The organism is Xenorhabdus aichiensis, assembly GCF_028598775.1.
Lineage (GTDB): Bacteria > Pseudomonadota > Gammaproteobacteria > Enterobacterales > Enterobacteriaceae > Xenorhabdus > Xenorhabdus bovienii.
In genome coordinates, this window is record NZ_JAQRFO010000008.1 from 98,336 (window position 1) to 117,485 (window position 19,150).

The window sequence follows — 19,150 nt, forward strand, 5'->3', positions numbered from 1 at the left end:
GACACCACCATCGATAGAACAACTATCGATGGTGGTTTAAGTGATTACGGAATTTACCTTCGGTACTCTCCTACCGTTTGAAGTAATTGGTTGATATGTTCATCTTGGAACATAGCTTCCAGCGTAATGCTTAGTTTGCGCCGCCAGTTGGGATACTCTGTGGACGTTCCCGGAATATTGACGGGGAGTTCCATATCTAGCCAGTCTTCGGGCTGCAATCCCAATAAGGCACTGGTGCTGTGGGCAATGTAGCGATGTATGCTTTGATTGATGGAGGCTGACATCGGAGTTGGCGTGTCTGTCATGCTCAATGATGCAGATAGATAACCATGATGGTTCAAACCGTCCAATAACTTCTGTTTACAATGCTTGCGTTCATCATATAACCCATCAAGTAGAGTGTTATCTGGGTATAAGCCGATTGATTCCCCCAACATCAAATCCTTGTTTTGCCAGAATCCGCGTAATGTAGGTAAATCATGGGTAGTAATGGTTGCCATTGCCTGTGTGGGGTATTCATCGGGTGAGCGGAATTCTCCGTGCTCATCCCGTTCAAAATAGAACACCTTATAGGAATAGACACCTCGGTCATGTAATTTCCCGACAATTTCTTCTGGCACTATCCCTAAATCTTCGCCAATCACCATACAGTGATGGCGTTGGCTTTCCAGCGCCAGTATCGCCAGCAAATCGTCAACTGGATAATGGACATAAACCCCTTTATCGGCAGTTTCTCCTTGCGGTATCCACCATAGTCTGAGTAGTGACATAACGTGATCAATACGTAATGCCCCACAGTGGCGCATATTGCTACGCAGTAATTCAATAAAAGGCTGATAGGCTTGGGCTCGTAATACATGGGGGTTTATCGGAGGTAAGCCCCAGTTTTGTCCGCGTGGGCCGAGTATGTCCGGTGGAGCGCCAATAGATGCCTTGGTGCAATACACCGTTCGGTTGCACCATGTTTCTGAGCCGCCTTGTGCAACACCAACAGCCAAGTCACGATAAATGCCGATTGGCATATGATTGTGCTGGCTTTCGGTAAAGCAGCCAGCTAATTGGGTATCGGCCAGCCATTGTAACCAGAGGAAAAACTCCACTTCCTGCCAATGTGACTGGCAGAATCCTTTCACCGTATCGTTATCAGGTTCACGATATTTTTCTGGCCATACTGGCCAGCCCCAATAAGCGCTGTCTTCGTCGTAGAGTTTATGGTGCAGAGCATCATAGGCTGCTTGAGAGTAAAGGCTTTTACCACCTTTGGTAACAAATTGTCGAAAAGCAATGTGCAGGGGATCTGTAGCGGATCGGGTTTGGAACTGTTGATAAGCCAGACGCAGCGCTGTTATTTTTAATGTCATCACGCTGGTGTAATCGACTAATTCTGTTTGGCGGACATGCTGGAGTTTGAGTTGAGTTTCCGGCAATAGCCACCATTTTTGAGCTTCAACACTGCATGTGAAATCTTCTACCTGGTTCACATCAATATAAATGATATTGAGCCAGTGGCGGGAAGAAGGGCTGTAGGGACTGGCGTCTTCAGGCATGGCCGGATACATGGCATGAAGTGGATTCAGGCCGATAAATGCGCCACCCCGTTGCGTCAGTTCTTGCAGCATATATTTTAGATCGCCAAAATCGCCAATTCCCCAGTTATTTTCTGAACGCAAGGTATAGAGCTGGATACAGGCACCCCAGAGTTTTTCGCCATTTATCAGTGTTTCTGGCTCGTAGCAACGTTCTGGTGCCACAATAATCTGCATAACTGGGTGTTGGCTATCAGGTTCTTTTGCTGATATTGATTTTACTGGCATTAATGTCAGTGTGTGATAGCCCAGAGGGAGGTTGGTCGGCAGAGTGATTTGATATTGGCAGTCTCCTTGAAATGTCTCTCCTTGCTCTGTCTGTATTTGCCACCGATAATTTTCTGTACTGTTCAAAGGTAAAGTGATTGCCTGACCTTGAGTCGTCACTTTAACCACAGGCACGGTTAAAACAGGTAAATCAGAAACCGGCCTATTGGCCGGTGGATCTGTATACATGGCTGCCAATATCCGATGCCGAATTTCGGCAGGGATAGCCTGCGGTTTCCCGTAGGCATTAATATATTCGGCGGCTATGCCAGCCTCTGTTGCCAAATTGTCGAGGTGTTTATTTTCCATGATGAACCTTATTTGGCCTGCCAGATACGCTGTTGGTAATCTTGAATAGCTCGGTCAGAACTGAATTTACCCATGCGGGCAGTGTTGAGAATAGTACTGTGTGTCCAGTGTTGAGGGTTACGGTACAAGGTATCAATCTGCGTATGGGCATGGCAGTAGGAGTCAAAATCTGCCAGCACTAAATAAGGATCACCACCATCAAGCAGGCTATGCAGCATGAGATCAAATGCCTGCGTGTTCCCGTGACTGAATTCGCCACTGGCAAGTGCATCCAATATGCCTTGTAGATGAGGATTCTGCTGGAGGATCTCCCGTGGATTGTAGCCACTTTTCAGTAAGGCTTTTGCTTCTTCAACATTGTTCCCGAAGATAAAAATATGGTCATTGCCGACTTGTTCGGCGATTTCAACATTGGCGCCATCCAGCGTACCGATGGTCAGTGCACCGTTTAAGGCCAGTTTCATGTTGCCTGTACCGGAGGCTTCTTTACCCGCAGTAGAAATTTGTTCTGAGACATCGGCGGCGGGGATCATCAATTCTGCGGTAGAAACGTTGTAATCGGGAATAAAGGCAATTTTGATACGATCACGGACGATCGGATCATGATTGATTTTTTCAGCCGCATGGTTAATAGCTGAGATAATATTTTTTGCCAGATAGTAGCCCGGAGCGGCTTTGGCGCCAAACAGAAAGACGCGAGGGTGAATATCCAGTGATGGATTTTCCTGAATCTGTCGATACAGTGAGAGGATGTGCAGCAGATTCAAATGTTGGCGCTTGTACTCATGCAGACGTTTTATCTGTACGTCAAAAATGGCGTGGGGATCGAGCTTAAGCCCCATGACTTTATTGACGTAGTTGGACAACCGAATTTTATTTTCCTGTTTGATGCTGCGATAAGCTTCGCAGAAAGCCGTATCGTTGGCATAAGGTTCGAGCTGTTTCAGGCTCTCAAGATCATTAACCCATTCATGGTTCAAGGTTTGATCAATCAATGAGGAGAGTGCTGGATTGCATTGTTTTAACCAGCGACGCGGTGTGACGCCATTGGTTACGTTATGGAATTTTTGCGGCCATAAGTGATAATACTCTGGAAACAGATCCGTCACGATTAGGGATGAATGCAATGCTGCTACACCGTTGACAGCAAAACAGGCGACTACGCAGAGGTTAGCCATTCTTACCTGATTTTCGTGAATAACGGCTAATTTTTCCCACACCTGTTGATTGCCAGGCCAAGTTTGCTCCACGGTTTTCTGGAAGCGACGGTTGATTTCCTGAATGATGCGGTGATGACGTGGCAACAGTTCACTGACTAGATGCTCATCCCAGCGTTCTAAGCCTTCTGGCAGCAAAGTATGGTTAGTATAGGCGAAAGTCTGCCCTGTAATTTCCCATGCTGTTTCCCAATCCAATTGGTACTCATCCAGCAGGAGACGCATCATTTCAGGGATGGCGATAGTCGGGTGGGTATCGTTAAGCTGGATGACTTCGTAGCGTGGTAATTCTTCCACCTTGCGGCCAGCCTGCTGATGATGACGCAGAATATCTGCCACCGCACAGGCACACTGGAAATATTGCTGCATCAGGCGCAGGCGCTTTCCGGCCTGATGGTTATCGTTCGGGTAAAGCACTTTGGTCAGGCTGGTGGCTTCGATGCCCTGTTGTTCAGCATTCAGAAACTGCCCGTCATTGAAAAGTGACAGATCAAAAGGGTTATCGTGCGTTGCTTGCCACAGGCGCAGGGGCTGTGTGACACCATTACCATAGCCAATGACAGGCAGATCCCAAGCTTCGCCAATCAAGGTAAAGGCAGGAAGCCAAGTTTCATGACCTTCGGCTGTCATCACGATTTTCCCGCCAAGACCTACGTCAACTTTCAATTGGGCATTATGGCGAAACCACGGATAGGAACCGCGCTTCCAGTCATCAGGTGCCTCAATTTGTAGCCCTTGATCAAAGGATTGCCGGAACAGGCCATACTGATAATTAAGGCCATAGCCTGTTGCGGGTTGATCAATCGTCGCCATTGAGTCAAGAAAACAGGCTGCCAGCCGACCCAGACCACCATTGCCCAATGCAGGATCCGCTTCTTCTTCCAGTAAGTCACTCAAAGTCAGTCCATCTTCTGCCAGATAAGCCTGAACATCGTCATACCAGCCAAGATTCAGCAAATTGTTGGCTGTCAGGCGGCCTATCAGAAATTCCATCGAAATATAGTTCACATGACGCTTAGGGTTATGAAACTGATCGGTATGGTTTTGGCTGGAAGAGGGAAGTAATTCTAATAGCGCAGCACTGATGGCCTGCCACCACTGATGTGGGGTCATTTCCTGTGCTGAACTAAGGCCAAAGCGCTGCCACTGTCGCGTAAGCGCGGCCTGAAAGACGGCTTTATCTAATTTGGGCTGTTGCATGGAGTCTTCATCCTGTCACTGAATAAGGAAAATATGGAGGTTATTTAGCGGGATATGCTGAAGATTCTTGAGGCGGTAAACATCATCCTACGGGGACATTCACAGGGAGGAGTGCAAAGGCGTAGTCATTGGCCGTATTTAAATAAACAGCAAGGCGGGTGGCAGAAGAAATTGGCCAACAACTTGATAGGAAAAGTTTCCCACTTGCCCCGTTTTTTCGAGGCTTTTCGCAATTTCATTGGGAACAGGAAAAATTGTAAGCAAAGAATGTGACAAGGTGCAACTTAACACAATGAAATCAACCAACCTGTTTGCAAAAGATAGGCGTTTCTCTCAATTTGGTTGGGCATTAATGAATGTTAGTGGTGAAAATGAATCAATAACATTGAACAGGGTTTTGGTATCAGTTTTATTCATTGCTTATGAAGGGAAGAAACCAATGCTTATCCCATCGAAACTCAGTCGCCCCCTTCGCCTTAATAATATGGTCATGCGCGAGCGTCTGTTAGAACTGCTCAGTGAAGTACAGCACTATCGTCTGGTATTGATAACCAGCCCCGCAGGGTATGGTAAAACTACATTGATGTCACAATGGGCTGCCGGACAGAGTAATCTGGGATGGTATTCTCTGGATGACAGTGACAATCAGCCGGAACGTTTTGCCAGCTACCTGATCGCTGCTATTCAGCAGGCAACACAGGGGCATTGTGTAAAAAGTGACGTGCTGGCTCAGAAGCATCAATATGCCAATTTACCCGCATTGTTTGCGCAGTTGTTTATTGAACTTAGTGAATGGAAACAGCCGATCTTTCTGGTGATTGATGATTATCACCTGATAGAGAATAACCTCATTCATGAAGCCATGCGCTTTTTCCTCCGTCACCAGCCTGAAAATCTGACTTTGACAATACTATCCCGTCATTTGCCATCGTTGGGTGTGGCTAACCTACGTGTGCGTGAACAGTTATTGGAGTTCGATAGCCAGCAATTGGCCTTCGATTATCAGGAAACCCAGCAGTTTTTTGATAAAAGGCTGGCCAGCCCACTGGGTGCGGATAATTGCAAACAGTTATGCAATGACGTCGCGGGTTGGGCGACAGCCTTGCAGCTTATTGCCCTTTCTGCCCGTCAATCAGGCAATACGGCGGAAATGTCGGCAAAACGCCTTTCGGGGATCAATGCCAGCCATCTCGCAGATTATCTTGTGGATGAGGTTTTAAATCGTGTGGATCAGGCTACGCGGGATTTCCTGCTGCGCAGTTCTATCCTGCGCTCGATGAATGATGGCCTGATTGTTTGTCTGACGGGAGAGGATAACGGCCAGCAACGCCTTGAGGATATTGAACGTCAGGGGCTGTTTATCCAACGTATGGATGATTCTGGCGAATGGTTCTGTTTTCATCCTCTGTTTGCCTCATTTCTGCGCCAACGATGCCAGTGGGAAATGGCAGCGAAATTGCCAGAATTGCACAGGGCTGCGGCAGAAGGCTGGTTGATGCAGGGGTTTCCGGGGGAAGCCATTCACCATGCGCTGGCTGCCGGAGATACCGTACTGTTGCGTGATATTTTGCTGCAACATGCTTGGGATCTGTTTAACCACAGCAAGCTGTCACTATTGGAAGAGTGCATGAATGCACTGCCATATGAGCAATTACTGGAAAATCCGCGTCTGGTACTGTTACAGGCATGGCTGGCACAAAGTCAGCATCGTTATTATGAAGTAAATGCTTTATTGAATCAGACAGAACAGTCGCTGAAGCAGAAACAAATCATTATTGAGCCGGAATTGCTGGCAGAATTTGATGCCCTGCGTGCCCAAGTTGCGATTAACGATGGCCGGCCGGACGATGCTGATACGCTGGCTGAGAAGGCTCTGGCAGCCCTTTTGCCCGACAATGAATATGGCCGGATTGTTGCGATGTCGGTGAAAGGGGAAGTTCTGCATTGTAAAGGGGAATTGTCCCATGCATTGGCATTGATGAAGCAAACGGAGCAACTTGCCCGACGCTGCCATGTTTATCACTATGCTTTGTGGGCGTTGTTGCAGCAAAGTGAGATCTTATTGGCTCAGGGTTATTTGCAGGCGGCCTATGAAATTCAAAACCACGCTTTTGATTTGATTCGTGAGCAGCATTTAGAACAGTTGCCAATGCACGAATTCCTGTTACGCATTCGTTCACAGCTTTTGTGGTGTTGGGCGCGGATAGACGAATCTGAAGAAGCGGCGCGTCGAGGCCTGGAAGTGTTGTCCAGCGTCCAGCCTCAGCAGCAATTACAATGCCTGACCCAACTGGCGAAATGTTCTTTGATCCGAGGGGATATTGATAATGCCCGCCGTTACCTGTCCCGCTGCGAAAATCTGTTGAATAACGGGCATTATCATCGTGACTGGCGAACCAATACCGACAAGCTACGCGTCATTATCTGGCAGAATTTGGAAGATAGCGGCTCGGCGACTCAGTGGTTGGTACAGGCGGAACGGCCAGAAAGCTTCAATAACCATTTCAATCAGAATCAATGGCGCAATATCGCCCGTGCACAGATCCTGCTTGGTCAGTATGAGGAAGCGGAATCCATCTTGAGGACGCTGAATAAGTACGCAAGGGAATTGCTGCTGATAAGCGATTTGAACCGCAACCTGTTGCTGTGCAATCTGTTGTACTGGCAGCTTGGGTACAAGGCTGAAGCACAGGCTGTTTTGATGGAAGCCCTGAGTTTGGCTAACCGCACGGGATTTATTAGTCACTTTGTGCTTGAAGGTGAGTTGATGGCTCAACAATTGCGCCAGCTTATTCAGCTCAATATTCTGCCTGAACTTGAGCAACACCGTGCCCAGCGTATCCTGCGGGAAATTAATCGCCAGCATCGGCATAAATTTGCCCATTTTGATGAAACGTTTGTTGAGCAGCTTCTTACACACCCTGATGTACCGGAACTTATCCGCAATAGCCCGCTGACTCAGCGTGAATGGCAGGTATTGGGGTTGATTTATTCCGGCTACAGTAACGATCAAATTGCCGCAGAACTGGAGGTCGCCGCGACCACGATCAAAACGCATATCCGTAATCTGTATCAGAAAATGGGCATTACCCACCGGCAGGATGCTATTCAACAGGCTCAACATTTGATGCAAATGATGGGATTGAGTGTTGAATCAATGAATATTTGAGTTTAGTAATAATTTTGCTAATAACATAAATAAATATTAATACTAAGTTATATGCAATTAAAATATAAATTAATTTTTAAAATAACTTTATATTTTTTTATGGGCTTTATGTGATAGATATCACGTTTGAATGGGTCTAAGCTAATCCCATTACATTTGGTACGTTTGTAATTGTTAAAAATAACTAATGGTGGTTAGTAATTATGGAAAATAGAAATCATCTTGACGATATGCTTTCCCGTTTTGTTGGTCACGGTCCTTATTTGGAAATCGATGGCGAAAAGCATATTGATGCGGCATCAGGTACGTTTAATTTGCCGCTTGGTTACACTAACCACAGAGTTGCGGAAAAACTCAAGCAACAGATTGATAGATGTACGCATTTAAGTTCTGCTTATACGCGAGAAATGTCACAGTATATTTTGACCAAATTGGTGAAACATACACCAAAAGGCATTGACAGAATGTGGCTGCGGGATGTTTCCGGTTCTGGAGCTGTTGAAGGTGCCATTCGTATCGCCCAAAAAGCCACAGGACGCTCCGGCATTATCTCGTTCTTTCTTGCCCACCACGGCCAGTCTCTTGCAACCGCGCAGATCTCCGGCAATGCGTTCAGGATTAAAGACTTCCATATCAGTATTGATGGTTCGATAAAAATTCCAGCACCTGCCAGTGTCATGGCAGAACCTGACTCGAATGAGAAAGAGAGCCAATATGCCGATCTGGAACAGTTTATTCAGTTGGGTTCCAGTGACAATATCGCATGTCTGATTATTGAACCGATTCAGGGCAATGGCGGCAACACCGTTTTCCCCGTGGAGTTCTATCGCAAAATCAGGGAAATCTGCCACCAGCACGGCATCATCATTATTGCGGATGAAGTACAGACAGGGTTTGGCCGTACCGGAACTTTCTTTGCGTCGACAGGTTATGCCAAGGAATTAGAGCCAGATATCATTGTATTTGCGAAAGGGGCAGGGGGTGTTGGTATTCCGACTGGTGGTGTGCTAATGCGCAGCTCGCTGGATGTGTTGGAATCATTTGAGCATTCCAGTACTTCCGGTGCTAATCCCTTGTCTTTAGTCGCTCTTAACGAAATCATTGATATTATTGAAGATGATTCCATTCTGGAAAATGTGCAGCAGAACGAGGCTTTCCTGCGTGATGGATTGTTGGCCTTACAGCATAAATACCCTGAAATCACGGGAGTCAGAGGTATGGGCTACATGTTCGGTTTTGATACTCCAACCCCAGAATTTGCGGCACAGGTGATTGAAACCGCCAGCCGTCACCGATTGATCCTGCGCGGCTCCCGTTATGGCAAAGGGCGGGCGCTTAAGGTACGTCCTCCTTTGGTTTGTACACAGGAACACTTACATGAAATTCTCCATAAACTGGATCTGGCATTCGCTGAATTGACGGTTTCTGCACCGAAGCACAGAGAGGTTGCATAATGAAAGCCCTGAAATTCAACCAAGTATGGAATGTCCAGATTCAGCAAGTTGAACCCTTGCACTGCATTGAATCGGATGATGTGGTAGTCGATATTGCAGTATGTGGGATTTGCGGCACAGATATAGGAATCATTACTGGTTCTTATCCTGTAGCGGTGCCGGGAACCACATTGGGGCATGAGACCACGGGAGTGGTGACGCAAGTCGGCAGTCATGTTACCCGCTTTCAGATTGGCGATCGTGTTGTTATCAACCCGACTTACTCCTGTGGACATTGCAGGATGTGTCAGACAGGTAATCCTAATCACTGTGAGAAAAAATTAGGGACGGAAGCGGGGGTTTCTTACGATGGGGCATTTGCCGAGCAGTATTTGGCGAAAGAAAGCTCGCTGATCAAGCTTGATGATCATGTTAGTATGGAAGCGGCTTCGTTGACTGAACCTTTGAGCTGCACACTGACGGGAGTGGATAAACTGGGGATCACCCATACCAATATTCGGGCCGTTGTAGCCGGGGCTGGCCCTATGGGAATGCTGTATCTTTGGGCGTTGCATGAACGGGGTGTTAAGGCATTCATGATCGAGAAAAACCCGAGTCGTGTGCAGTTTGCTATCAACAACCTGCCGGCAGAATGTCGGTTATATACCGATTTTGATGAAGCGTTGACGCAGGAATACGGTGATAAATCAGCCCTGATCGATTTATGTGTAGATACCACGGGACAACTGACCGAATATGTTTTCGACCATTTAGCCGCAGGCGGTAAGTTGCTGAATGTCGCTTTAAAAGACAAACATGCCAATCTTGATATTCTGAAAATTGCCGACAAAAGTCTTTCTGTCATCGGTTCGATTGACTCCTTGAACAACAGTTTTGAGCGTGCTTACGCCATGATCCGGGATGGTGTGATCCCCGCTGAACGCCTGATTAGTCAGATCTTTGATTTTGAGGATTATCAGCAGGCTTTTCTCACCGTGGGCTGTGATATTGCCGCGAAAGCTCAAGTACCGCTCAATACACCAAACTGCAAGATATTGATCCGTTTGGCTGACTTTAAGTAATGGAATATTTCTGATGGATAAATTCAATGTCATTTTTGATATCGATGGGGTCATTGTCGATAGTGAACAACTGCATTTTGATGTGTTGTGTGAACTGGCACCTGATCACACGCGTGATATTCAGCCACAGCAATTGATTGGTTTGAGTCTGGCGGAAACACTGAGTGAAATTGGTGTTCCATTACCCGAACAGCAAGGCATTACCGACAAGATTATCTCGGTTTATCAGGAAAAGTTATCTGCACATTATCTACGTCCGGGGGTGACTCGTCTCATAGCGGCCTTACAGCAAAATGACATTGCTTTTGGGTTTGTTTCCACCGCACCGCGTGCCGTTTGTCTGGCGAATTTGGGGTTACTGGGTTTGTTTGATGAACCTGTCTTGATTTCCGGTGATGATGTTGAAAGAACTAAACCTTTTCCTGATCCCTACCTTGCCATGCTAAAGCTGAAAAGGATGGATGTTCAGCAGACTTTGGTGATTGAAGATACGGATCTGGGGATCGCAGCAGCAAAACAAGCAGGGATCCCGTGGGTATATGCTTGGCCTCATGATTTGTCGGTGGCTGAACAGTACGGGCAGGCGACTTGCATTATTGGTGAATTGACGGATATTCCGCAATTTTCTGGGATAAATCTGCTGTCAGCGGGATGCTAATGTAAGTGCAATAGCAATGTAAGCAATATTGATGCCCTCCAGCAAAACCTGTGGAGGGCATGATTGTGCGTCAGAGTACATTGTTTTGGAACAGAGGGTTCTAGAAAAGATAGTTCTAGAGAACAGGGTTATGGAGGAATTAAGTTGTCTGAGGAATATGCAGTTTCTTCGATAAAGCAGCCGATCATTGCGACACGGCTCGCTTTTTTTATTGCCGGATTCAGTATGGCAGCTTGGGCACCTCTTATTCCTTTGGTTAAGGAGAGATTTGCACTTGATGATGGTGCCATGGGGTTGCTCATACTGGTATTTGGCATTGGTTCCTTTATCACGATGCCTTTGGCGGGGATGCTGGCCAGCCGTTTCGGTTGTAGGAAAATTTTTCCCCTGTTTGCCCTGCTGGCAATTTTGATGCTGCCGGGGTTAAGTATATTGCCAACCCCTTGGGCACTAGCTTGTGCGCTGTTTATGTTCGGCGTGGGGATTGGCGCGACGGATGTGGTGATCAATATTCATGCAGTCAATGTTGAGAAAATGGTGCAGCAGCCAATTATGTCCGGTTTTCATGCGTTGTTCAGTCTGGGCGGAATTGCGGGTGCTGGGTCAGTCAGTTTACTGTTGTTGATGGGAATATCCCCATTTCAGGTCATGTCCGCAGTGGCATTATTCATTATTCTATTGTTGCTGCCAGCATGGAACGGATTATTGGATCACACAGAAACGGGTAATACCCCATCTTTTGCCTTGCCTCGTGGTATTGTGATCCTGCTCGGTTTTCTTTGCTTTGTCGTTTATCTGATGGAAGGCTCCATGTTGGATTGGAGCGGGATCTTGCTGAGTAGTGTCCATAATATGGATAGCCACCAGGCGGGGTTTGGTTACACGCTTTTCGCCATTACCATGACATGCGGTCGCTTTTTGGGCGATAAAATTATCTCGATGTTTGGATACCGGCGGGTTTTTCTGGCAAGTGCAATTTTGGCTACTTCGGGTTTTGTCCTGATCTATCTGGCATCCAGCATGATTGTATTGGGTATTTCTTTCCTGATGATAGGAGCGGGTTTATCCAATCTGGCTCCGATGTTTTTCACCGCTTCAGGGCAGCAGAAAGTCATGCCTGATTCTCAGGCAGTTTCCGCCGTCTCGACGATGGGATATTCGGGTATCCTGCTAGGGCCTGCAATTATCGGGGGTTTGGCCCATCAGGTCACATTGCATGGCGCTTTTGCCTGTATTGCTTTGCTTTCTCTTATATTGTTAGCGGGCTATGGATTGATTCATCCCGCCAGAAAATAACAGGTTAACTATTGATGAATTTGCAGCACTGCCATTGGCTTAATGAGCCTGCCTCGTGGAAGCATCAAGAAGATGCACTCCATGTAACGACGGATACTAAAACTGATTTTTGGCGTGATACATGGTATGGCTTTCAGCGTCATAGCGGCCATGTTTTTGGTCGCTATGTTGATGATGTTCATATTGAAGCGGGTTTTACCTTCCAGCTTTGTATCGAAGGATGTTTTGAACATTTATACGATCAGGCTGGCATTATGCTGCTGGTGGATGAGCAACATTGGTTAAAAGCCGGTGTTGAGCATGCTGATGGGCAGGCGACGATCGGCAGTGTGCTAACGAATTCTTGCTCTGACTGGGCGATGGGCGTCTTTCCGGGTAATCCTGATAAGTTCTGGTTAAGGCTGACTTATGGTGAAGGAGTGATCAGACTGCAATATTCCACTGATGGGGTGAAATGGCCGTTACTGCGGTTATCGCCTTTTGCTGTTGACAGTCAGCGGATTTTTGTCGGAGCAATGTGTTGTTCGCCGGAACGAGAAGGGTTGCAGGTAAAGTTCTCCGATTTTAGTTTGAAATCATCGCTGAATAGACACCTGCATGATTTGAGTTAGAAAAAATGGCAATCCCAAAACTGCCCTTGCTTTTCAAACCAGTGACAAGCCAGATTTCATCAAGGATTCTGTCAACTGAAAAACAGGGCAGTTTTCATCGTATATAGATATAAAATGGAGAGCCTAATCATATGGGCTCTAAGAAACGAAACTAACGTCCCAGATAATTATCCCAGTCTTTCCAGACTGGCTGCAAACCTGATTTCACCAGTGCTGCGGCAACCTGAACAACTGAGCGATTATCATGAGGCGCAAATTGTTCCAGTTCGTGATGATCGTCGGCATAACCCCCCGGCTGGGTTTTGGAACCGGCACTGACATGATTGATTGCCAGCGGTATAACGTGATCGCGGAAGAACGGTGATTCACGGGTGGATAGGGAAAGTTCCACATCCGGTGCCAACAGGCGAAATGCACAAATGAGTTGTACCAGTTCAGCTTCACTCATCAGGGAAGCCGGTTCTATGCCTCCTGCGCAGGGGCGCAATCTTGGAAAGGAAATAGAGTAACGGCTTTTCCAGAATTGTTTTTGCAGGAAAAGCAGGTGCTCTGCCACTATATAACAATCGGTACGCCAGCTAGGGGACAGCCCGATCAATGCACCTAGCCCGATTTTGTCGATACCTGCGCGTCCCAGGCGTTCCGGGGTTTCCAGCCGCCAGTGAAAATCCTGTTTTTTTCCTTTCAGATGGTGCAGTTGATAACTGGGGGCATGATAGGTTTCCTGATAGACCATCACGCCATCCAACCCCAGCGTTTTCAGTTCAGCGTATTCTTCCTGTGCCAATGGCTGGACTTCCATTGTGATAGAACTGAACTGGCTGCGGATAATGGGGAGATAGCGACGGAAATAATCCATGCCAACTTTGCTCTGGTGTTCTCCCGTGACCAACAGGATATGTTCAAACCCCAGTTTTTTGATGGCTTGGCATTCAGCTTCAATTTCCTGTTCATTGAGTGTCTTGCGTCTGATGTGATTACTCATGGAAAAACCACAATAGGTGCAGTCATTAGCGCACAGATTGGAAAGATAGAGTGGGATATAAAATCCCACGGTATTGCCGAATCGTTGGCGCGTGAGTTGTTGAGCACGTTGGGCGAGCGGCTCAAGGTAAGACAGGGCTGCGGGAGAGAGCAAGGCTATAAAATCATCCAGTGCCAGACGATCGCGGTTTAATGCTCGCTCAACATCCTGCGTGGTTTTACTGTTGATGCGCAGTGTTATGTCATCCCAATCCAACTGCTGCCAGCGCTGGCGAAATGTATGATCAGTCATAACGCCCCCAGAAAATCGGTCAGTGGGCTGGAAGCTTCTGCATGTGATTTCTGGCTTGCCACACCAGCCTGATGAGAAAGTTCGCCGGCTTCAATCGCCGTCTTGAATGCCTGTGCCATTTTGATGGGATTGCGGGCAACGGCGATGGCAGTATTGACCAGTACCGCATCAGCACCCATTTCGATAGCGGCCAGTGCATGGCTTGGCGCTCCGATTCCGGCATCTACGACGACAGGCACGTTGGACTGTTCGATGATCATTTGCAGAAAATCCCGCGTCAGCAGCCCCTTGTTTGAGCCAATGGGAGCGCCTAATGGCATCACGGCAGCACAGCCGACTTCTTCCAGACGGCGGCACAGGACAGGATCAGCGCCGCAATAGGGCAGAACAATGAACCCTTCTTTTACCAACTGCCCGGCAGCTTTCAGCGTTTCGATTGGGTCGGGCAAAAGATATTTTACATCGGGATGGATTTCCAACTTGATCCAGTGAGTTCCCAGGGCTTCCCGTGCCAGGCGAGCGGCAAACACCGCTTCTTCCGCTGTTTTTGCCCCAGAGGTATTGGGCAGTAACTTAACGCCTAACTGTTGCAGTGGGGCGAGAATGCCATCGTCATTGCCATGCAGGTCGATGCGCTTCATCGCCATAGTGACCAATTGGCTACCAGAGGCACGTATCGACTCGATCATCAAATTTGCATTGGCGAATTTGCCTGTTCCCGTAAACAGGCGGGAATGAAAGAGAGTATCAGCGATTTTTAACATAATTAACCTCCGGCAATGGCTTGAAACAGCAGGATATTATCTCCGTCATTAATCTGATGGGTATTCCACTCTGAGCGCGGAATAATGGTTTGATTAATGGCCAAAGCGGTGCCTGATTGGGAGCGTTGTACATGTTCGAGTAACTGTTGCACCGTCATCGGCGTACTCAGTGTGATCGGTTGATCATTGACAATAATGTTCATGCGATTTCTTTTCCCGAGCGTGTTTTCCTTGAAACGGTCTCTGCGCTATCAGGCTTTGAAGCATGGGTTCCGCACACAGGACACTGCGATGATGATGTTAGCTGTAACGTGCTCCAACTCTGCTGTCTGCCATCAAACAGTCGTAGTTTTCCGCTCAGGGAGGAGGGAAGGCCCACCAGCATTTTGATTGCCTCCAATGATTGCAACGTGCCGATCACCCCGACGACCGGCCCTAAAACACCGGCTGTACGACAGTTGCGATGCGGCTCTTCCTGATCAGGATAGAGACAGGCATAACATCCGTGCAAATAAGGAGGTTCGAATACGATAAGCTGTCCACTGAAACCCACGGCACTACCGCTGATCAGCGGTTTATTTTCTGCAATACAGGCGGCATTGATAGCATGACGAGTCGCCATGTTATCGCAGCAATCCAGTACTAGATCGACCTGACGGACGAGATTTTCCAGTGATTCACGATCTTGCCGCTCGGTCAGCACGGTGACTTTGACCAGCGGATTCAGGGCAGTCAGTTGCTTCGCCGCCAAAACCGCCTTTTCTGCGGGAATATCTGCTGTGCGATAGAGGATCTGGCGTTGCAGGTTTGAGACATGCAACATATCATCATCTGCCAGATAAAGATGGCCTACGCCTGCCGCTGCAAGATAGAGTGCCGCGGGTGAACCTAATCCACCCAATCCGACAATCAGTACTTTTCCTGCTTTTAATTTTTCCTGTCCATCAGGGCCGATATCTTCCAACAGCAATTGACGGCTGTACCGCATAAATTCTTGGTCGTTTAACATAAGAGCCTCCGATCATTTCCTTCAATCAAATGAAGTAATCTGTCAGTTGCCTGCCGCCAATCTTTGGCTTTAGTAATGGCGCTGACCAATGCTACGCCACCCACTCCTGTTGCAACGACATCAGGCACGCGATCCAGTGAAATCCCACCGATGGCAACGGTGGGATATTCCGGGGTTATTTCCACTTGATGCTTCAATGCCGAAAGTCCTTGCGGCTTTGAAGGCATCTCTTTCGTCGTGGTGGGGAAAATATGACCCAGTGCGATATAGGAAGGCCTCAGGGCTTTTGCCCGTGCCAGCTCATGTTCGTCATGGGTGGAAATGCCCAGACGCAGCCCTGCTTGCCGGATGGCATTGAGATCCGCGATATCGAGATCTTCCTGCCCCAAGTGCACACCATAGGCGTGATGTTTGATGGCCAGATCCCAGTAATCGTTGATGAATAGGCGGGCATTGTATTGGCGGCCCAATACAATGGCGGATTGGATATCCTCTTCTACCTGATCTTCGGGGAGATCTTTGATGCGTAGTTGCAGGGTTCTGATGCCCGTTTTCAGTAGCCGTTCAATCCACGTCAGGGAATCCACGACGGGATAAAGCCCCAAACGGTGCACGGTTGGGGCAAAAGGGGTTTGTGGAATTGATGAGGATTCAGGCTGATTTTTCATCGCTAATGTCCTCAGCACTGTGATACAGCTCGCTGCCATGAGCGAGGAATTCTTCTGACATCTGTTCCATGCCTGCTTCCTGTTCCAGTTTTGCTGCATAATCGCGCACGTCCTGCGTGATTTTCATGGAGCAGAATTTTGGCCCACACATAGAACAAAAGTGAGCAACTTTGCCGGATTGCTGTGGCAGGGTTTCATCGTGATAGGCGCGGGCGGTTTCAGGATCAAGTGCCAGATTGAATTGATCTTCCCAGCGGAATTCAAAACGGGCTTTTGACATGGCGTTGTCGCGGATTTGTGCTCCGGGATGGCCTTTGGCGAGATCTGCCGCATGTGCCGAGATTTTATACGTGATCAGACCTTGCTTTACGTCGTCTTTGTTGGGGAGACCAAGGTGCTCTTTTGGCGTGACGTAGCACAGCATCGCACAACCAAACCAGCCTATCATGGCTGCACCGATGCCGGAGGTGAAATGGTCATAACCGGGAGCGATATCGGTTGTCAGTGGCCCCAGCGTATAGAATGGCGCTTCGTGGCAATGTTCCAATTCTTCCGTCATATTGCGGCGGATTAATTGCATCGGGATATGTCCCGGCCCTTCGATCATCACCTGAACATCGTACTCCCAGGCAATTTTGGTCAGCTCGCCGAGGGTATGCAGTTCGGCAAACTGCGCTTCGTCATTGGCATCCTGAATTGAGCCGGGGCGCAGTCCATCTCCCAAAGACAGAGAAACGTCATAGGCGGCGCAAATTTCACAAATTTCGCGGAAATGGGTATAGAGGAAGCTTTCCTGATGATGGGAGAGACACCATTTTGCCATGATGGAACCGCCGCGGGAGACGATGCCGGTCAGACGTTTGGCCGTCATCGGTACGTAACGCAGCAGGACGCCTGCGTGGATGGTGAAATAATCCACCCCTTGCTCGGCTTGTTCCAATAAAGTATCGCGGAACATTTCCCATGTCAGGTTTTCTGCTACGCCGTTCACTTTTTCCAGAGCCTGATAAATGGGGACTGTACCGATAGGCACAGGGCTGTTACGTAAGATCCATTCGCGGGTTTCGTGGATATAACGGCCAGTAGAGAGATCCATCACCGTATCGGCACCCCAGCGGGTAGACCAAATCAGTTTTTCCACTTCTTCTTCAATGGAGGATGTGACGGAGGAGTTACCGATGTTGGCATTCACTTTCACCAAAAAATTGCGGCCGATAATCATCGGTTCGGATTCAGGGTGATTAATGTTGGCGGGAATAATCGCCCGGCCAGCGGCAATTTCCTGACGGACAAACTCTGGCGTGATGTTGTCCGGCAAGTTTGCCCCGAAACTTTGCCCCGGATGCTGTTGGAGCAGGACTTCACTGCGGATGCGTTCACGCCCCATATTTTCTCGCAGGGCGATAAATTCCATTTCGGGTGTGACAATGCCTTGGCGTGCATAGTGCAATTGAGTGACACGCTCACCTTGTCTGGCTTTCAGTGGATGAGGAAGCTGGTTGAAACGCAGATGATCCAGTCCGGCATCCGCAAGGCGCTGCTGGGTAAAGTCAGAACTGAGAGTAGCAACTGGCTCGGTATCATTACGCTCTTTGATCCACGGCTGACGGATCTTCGCCAAGCCAGCTCGGACATCCAGTACCGAGTCGGGATCACCATAAGGGCCCGAGGTATCATAGATGGGCACGGGTTCGTTTTCCTCAAATTGAGGATTTTCATTGGTGCCGCCAATCAGTGTTGGTGATAACTGGATTTCACGCATCGGAACCTGAATATCTTTGCGGGAGCCGGCAAGGTAAATTCGGCGTGAGTTGGGGAAGGTAATGCCTTGAACGGAATTGATAAATTCCTGTGCTGCATCCCGCTGTGCCTTGCGTGGCCGTGCCGGATGGGTTTTTGGCGAGACATCGGCCGCAGGGATGATATCAGTAGTTGGGATAACAGTATTATTAGACATAGCAAATTCCTGACTGTGTTATAGCCTGTCCACTATGCGAATGGGAGCATCGCCTGTGGAATGGGCTTAAGTTGAGAAAATTGCTTGTCTGGAGCTCGCAGGGAGTAATGATTAATTGCTGAACAGCATTCGTACAGGAGTGCGGATACACGGTCAACGGGGTGATTACTCTTGTTCCCTTCGCGGGTATTAGCCCGATCAGGTTCTGCGGATCCCGAATCAACGGTCTCAGCCTGTGTTCATCGTGATATACGTTGAACGCTAGGCACTCCGACAAGAAAAAAACACTTCAGAGTATAGAGCGGATTGTGAAAACTACAACTTAAAACTTATGTGTTTTTATGATTGGTTTAGCAAGTCAGTAGACGGGGTATTCGTTTACTCAGCATTCACTGTATCCGCATTTGAAATACCATTCATAACGCCATTGATCTGGCGTTGGCTGGCGTTAATTTCATCGACATGTTTTCTGTGGCATTTTCACCTAATGTTGCAACATTAGGTGAGTACCTTTAAATCATCAGGCGTGGGAAGGCTTTTCTCCCATTCCGTTATGAATATTCAAATCACTATTCATCATTTAAATGAGTATAGCAATGAATGTTATTTTTTTATTAAACAATGACTTAAATATATTATAAATATATA

14 protein-coding genes and 1 riboswitch are annotated in these 19,150 nt (G+C 47.9%); of the genes, 6 read left to right on the forward strand and 8 right to left on the reverse strand.

Features of this window, described 5'->3' with window-relative positions; translation table 11 throughout:
- Positions 1-53 precede the first annotated feature (53 nt).
- Both malQ and malP read right to left on the reverse strand, forming a co-directional pair.
- The gene (malQ, locus tag PSI22_RS05870; protein ID WP_273578949.1) at positions 54-2,162 is read right to left on the reverse strand and encodes a 4-alpha-glucanotransferase; all 2,109 of its coding nucleotides are present in this window, start codon (positions 2,160-2,162) and stop codon (positions 54-56) included.
- 8 nt (positions 2,163-2,170) lie between these two features.
- On the reverse strand, positions 2,171-4,579 hold the full coding sequence (malP, locus tag PSI22_RS05875) for a maltodextrin phosphorylase (RefSeq protein WP_273578950.1): 2,409 nt from the start codon (positions 4,577-4,579) through the stop codon (positions 2,171-2,173).
- Positions 4,580-5,018: 439 nt separating this feature from the next.
- Between malP and malT the strand changes: the two genes are divergently transcribed.
- The 6 genes from malT to PSI22_RS05905 all read left to right on the forward strand — a co-directional run bounded on the left by malT (position 5,019) and on the right by PSI22_RS05905 (position 12,828).
- Positions 5,019-7,748, forward strand: coding sequence for an HTH-type transcriptional regulator MalT (gene malT / locus PSI22_RS05880; protein ID WP_273578965.1), 2,730 nt, complete (start codon positions 5,019-5,021; stop codon positions 7,746-7,748).
- 203 nt (positions 7,749-7,951) lie between these two features.
- Positions 7,952-9,202, forward strand: coding sequence for a class-III pyridoxal-phosphate-dependent aminotransferase (locus tag PSI22_RS05885; RefSeq protein WP_273578951.1), 1,251 nt, complete (start codon positions 7,952-7,954; stop codon positions 9,200-9,202).
- Positions 9,202-10,263 (forward strand): zinc-dependent alcohol dehydrogenase, encoded by a 1,062-nt coding sequence (locus PSI22_RS05890; RefSeq protein WP_273578952.1) that lies wholly within the window; start codon positions 9,202-9,204, stop codon positions 10,261-10,263. Before PSI22_RS05885 ends, PSI22_RS05890 begins: the two co-directional genes overlap by 1 nt.
- Positions 10,264-10,276: 13 nt before the next feature.
- Positions 10,277-10,921, forward strand: a complete 645-nt coding sequence (locus PSI22_RS05895; protein ID WP_273578953.1) for an HAD family hydrolase — start codon at positions 10,277-10,279, stop codon at positions 10,919-10,921.
- Between the two features lie 138 nt (positions 10,922-11,059).
- Complete coding sequence (locus PSI22_RS05900) at positions 11,060-12,217, forward strand: MFS transporter (protein WP_442316495.1); 1,158 nt, start codon at positions 11,060-11,062, stop codon at positions 12,215-12,217.
- Between the two features lie 14 nt (positions 12,218-12,231).
- On the forward strand, positions 12,232-12,828 hold the full coding sequence (locus PSI22_RS05905) for a DUF1349 domain-containing protein (RefSeq protein ID WP_273578955.1): 597 nt from the start codon (positions 12,232-12,234) through the stop codon (positions 12,826-12,828).
- Positions 12,829-12,979: 151 nt separating this feature from the next.
- Here the strand turns inward: PSI22_RS05905 and thiH are convergent, their stop codons facing one another.
- From thiH to thiC, 6 genes are read right to left on the reverse strand one after another with little or no spacing between them, the layout of a single operon-like run.
- On the reverse strand, positions 12,980-14,104 hold the full coding sequence (gene thiH / locus PSI22_RS05910; RefSeq protein ID WP_273578956.1) for a 2-iminoacetate synthase ThiH: 1,125 nt from the start codon (positions 14,102-14,104) through the stop codon (positions 12,980-12,982).
- Entirely contained in the window at positions 14,101-14,868 is a 768-nt protein-coding gene (locus PSI22_RS05915; RefSeq protein ID WP_046335723.1) for a thiazole synthase, read from the reverse strand. The genes thiH and PSI22_RS05915 overlap by 4 nt, the downstream gene beginning before the upstream one ends.
- Positions 14,869-14,870: 2 nt before the next feature.
- Complete coding sequence (thiS, locus tag PSI22_RS05920) at positions 14,871-15,071, reverse strand: sulfur carrier protein ThiS (protein ID WP_273578957.1); 201 nt, start codon at positions 15,069-15,071, stop codon at positions 14,871-14,873.
- Positions 15,068-15,877, reverse strand: a complete 810-nt coding sequence (locus tag PSI22_RS05925; protein WP_273578958.1) for a HesA/MoeB/ThiF family protein — start codon at positions 15,875-15,877, stop codon at positions 15,068-15,070. Before PSI22_RS05925 ends, thiS begins: the two co-directional genes overlap by 4 nt.
- Complete coding sequence (thiE, locus tag PSI22_RS05930) at positions 15,871-16,545, reverse strand: thiamine phosphate synthase (protein WP_273578959.1); 675 nt, start codon at positions 16,543-16,545, stop codon at positions 15,871-15,873. The genes PSI22_RS05925 and thiE overlap by 7 nt, the downstream gene beginning before the upstream one ends.
- The gene (gene thiC / locus PSI22_RS05935) at positions 16,529-18,502 is read right to left on the reverse strand and encodes a phosphomethylpyrimidine synthase ThiC (protein ID WP_273578960.1); all 1,974 of its coding nucleotides are present in this window, start codon (positions 18,500-18,502) and stop codon (positions 16,529-16,531) included. Before thiC ends, thiE begins: the two co-directional genes overlap by 17 nt.
- Positions 18,503-18,660: 158 nt before the next feature.
- Positions 18,661-18,785: riboswitch (TPP riboswitch) on the reverse strand.
- Between the last annotated feature and the right edge of the window lie 365 nt (positions 18,786-19,150).

What these genes read in the sequence shown, in the direction of transcription:
- malQ (WP_273578949.1), bottom strand. Translation starts at nt 2,162, where the DNA reads ATGGAAAATAAACACCTCGACAATTTGGCAACAGAGGCTGGCATAGCC.
- malP (WP_273578950.1), bottom strand. Translation starts at nt 4,579, where the DNA reads ATGCAACAGCCCAAATTAGATAAAGCCGTCTTTCAGGCCGCGCTTACG.
- malT (WP_273578965.1), top strand. Translation starts at nt 5,019, where the DNA reads ATGCTTATCCCATCGAAACTCAGTCGCCCCCTTCGCCTTAATAATATG.
- PSI22_RS05885 (WP_273578951.1), top strand. Translation starts at nt 7,952, where the DNA reads ATGGAAAATAGAAATCATCTTGACGATATGCTTTCCCGTTTTGTTGGT.
- PSI22_RS05890 (WP_273578952.1), top strand. Translation starts at nt 9,202, where the DNA reads ATGAAAGCCCTGAAATTCAACCAAGTATGGAATGTCCAGATTCAGCAA.
- PSI22_RS05895 (WP_273578953.1), top strand. Translation starts at nt 10,277, where the DNA reads ATGGATAAATTCAATGTCATTTTTGATATCGATGGGGTCATTGTCGAT.
- PSI22_RS05905 (WP_273578955.1), top strand. Translation starts at nt 12,232, where the DNA reads ATGAATTTGCAGCACTGCCATTGGCTTAATGAGCCTGCCTCGTGGAAG.
- thiH (WP_273578956.1), bottom strand. Translation starts at nt 14,104, where the DNA reads ATGACTGATCATACATTTCGCCAGCGCTGGCAGCAGTTGGATTGGGAT.
- PSI22_RS05915 (WP_046335723.1), bottom strand. Translation starts at nt 14,868, where the DNA reads ATGTTAAAAATCGCTGATACTCTCTTTCATTCCCGCCTGTTTACGGGA.
- thiS (WP_273578957.1), bottom strand. Translation starts at nt 15,071, where the DNA reads ATGAACATTATTGTCAATGATCAACCGATCACACTGAGTACGCCGATG.
- PSI22_RS05925 (WP_273578958.1), bottom strand. Translation starts at nt 15,877, where the DNA reads ATGTTAAACGACCAAGAATTTATGCGGTACAGCCGTCAATTGCTGTTG.
- thiE (WP_273578959.1), bottom strand. Translation starts at nt 16,545, where the DNA reads ATGAAAAATCAGCCTGAATCCTCATCAATTCCACAAACCCCTTTTGCC.
- thiC (WP_273578960.1), bottom strand. Translation starts at nt 18,502, where the DNA reads ATGTCTAATAATACTGTTATCCCAACTACTGATATCATCCCTGCGGCC.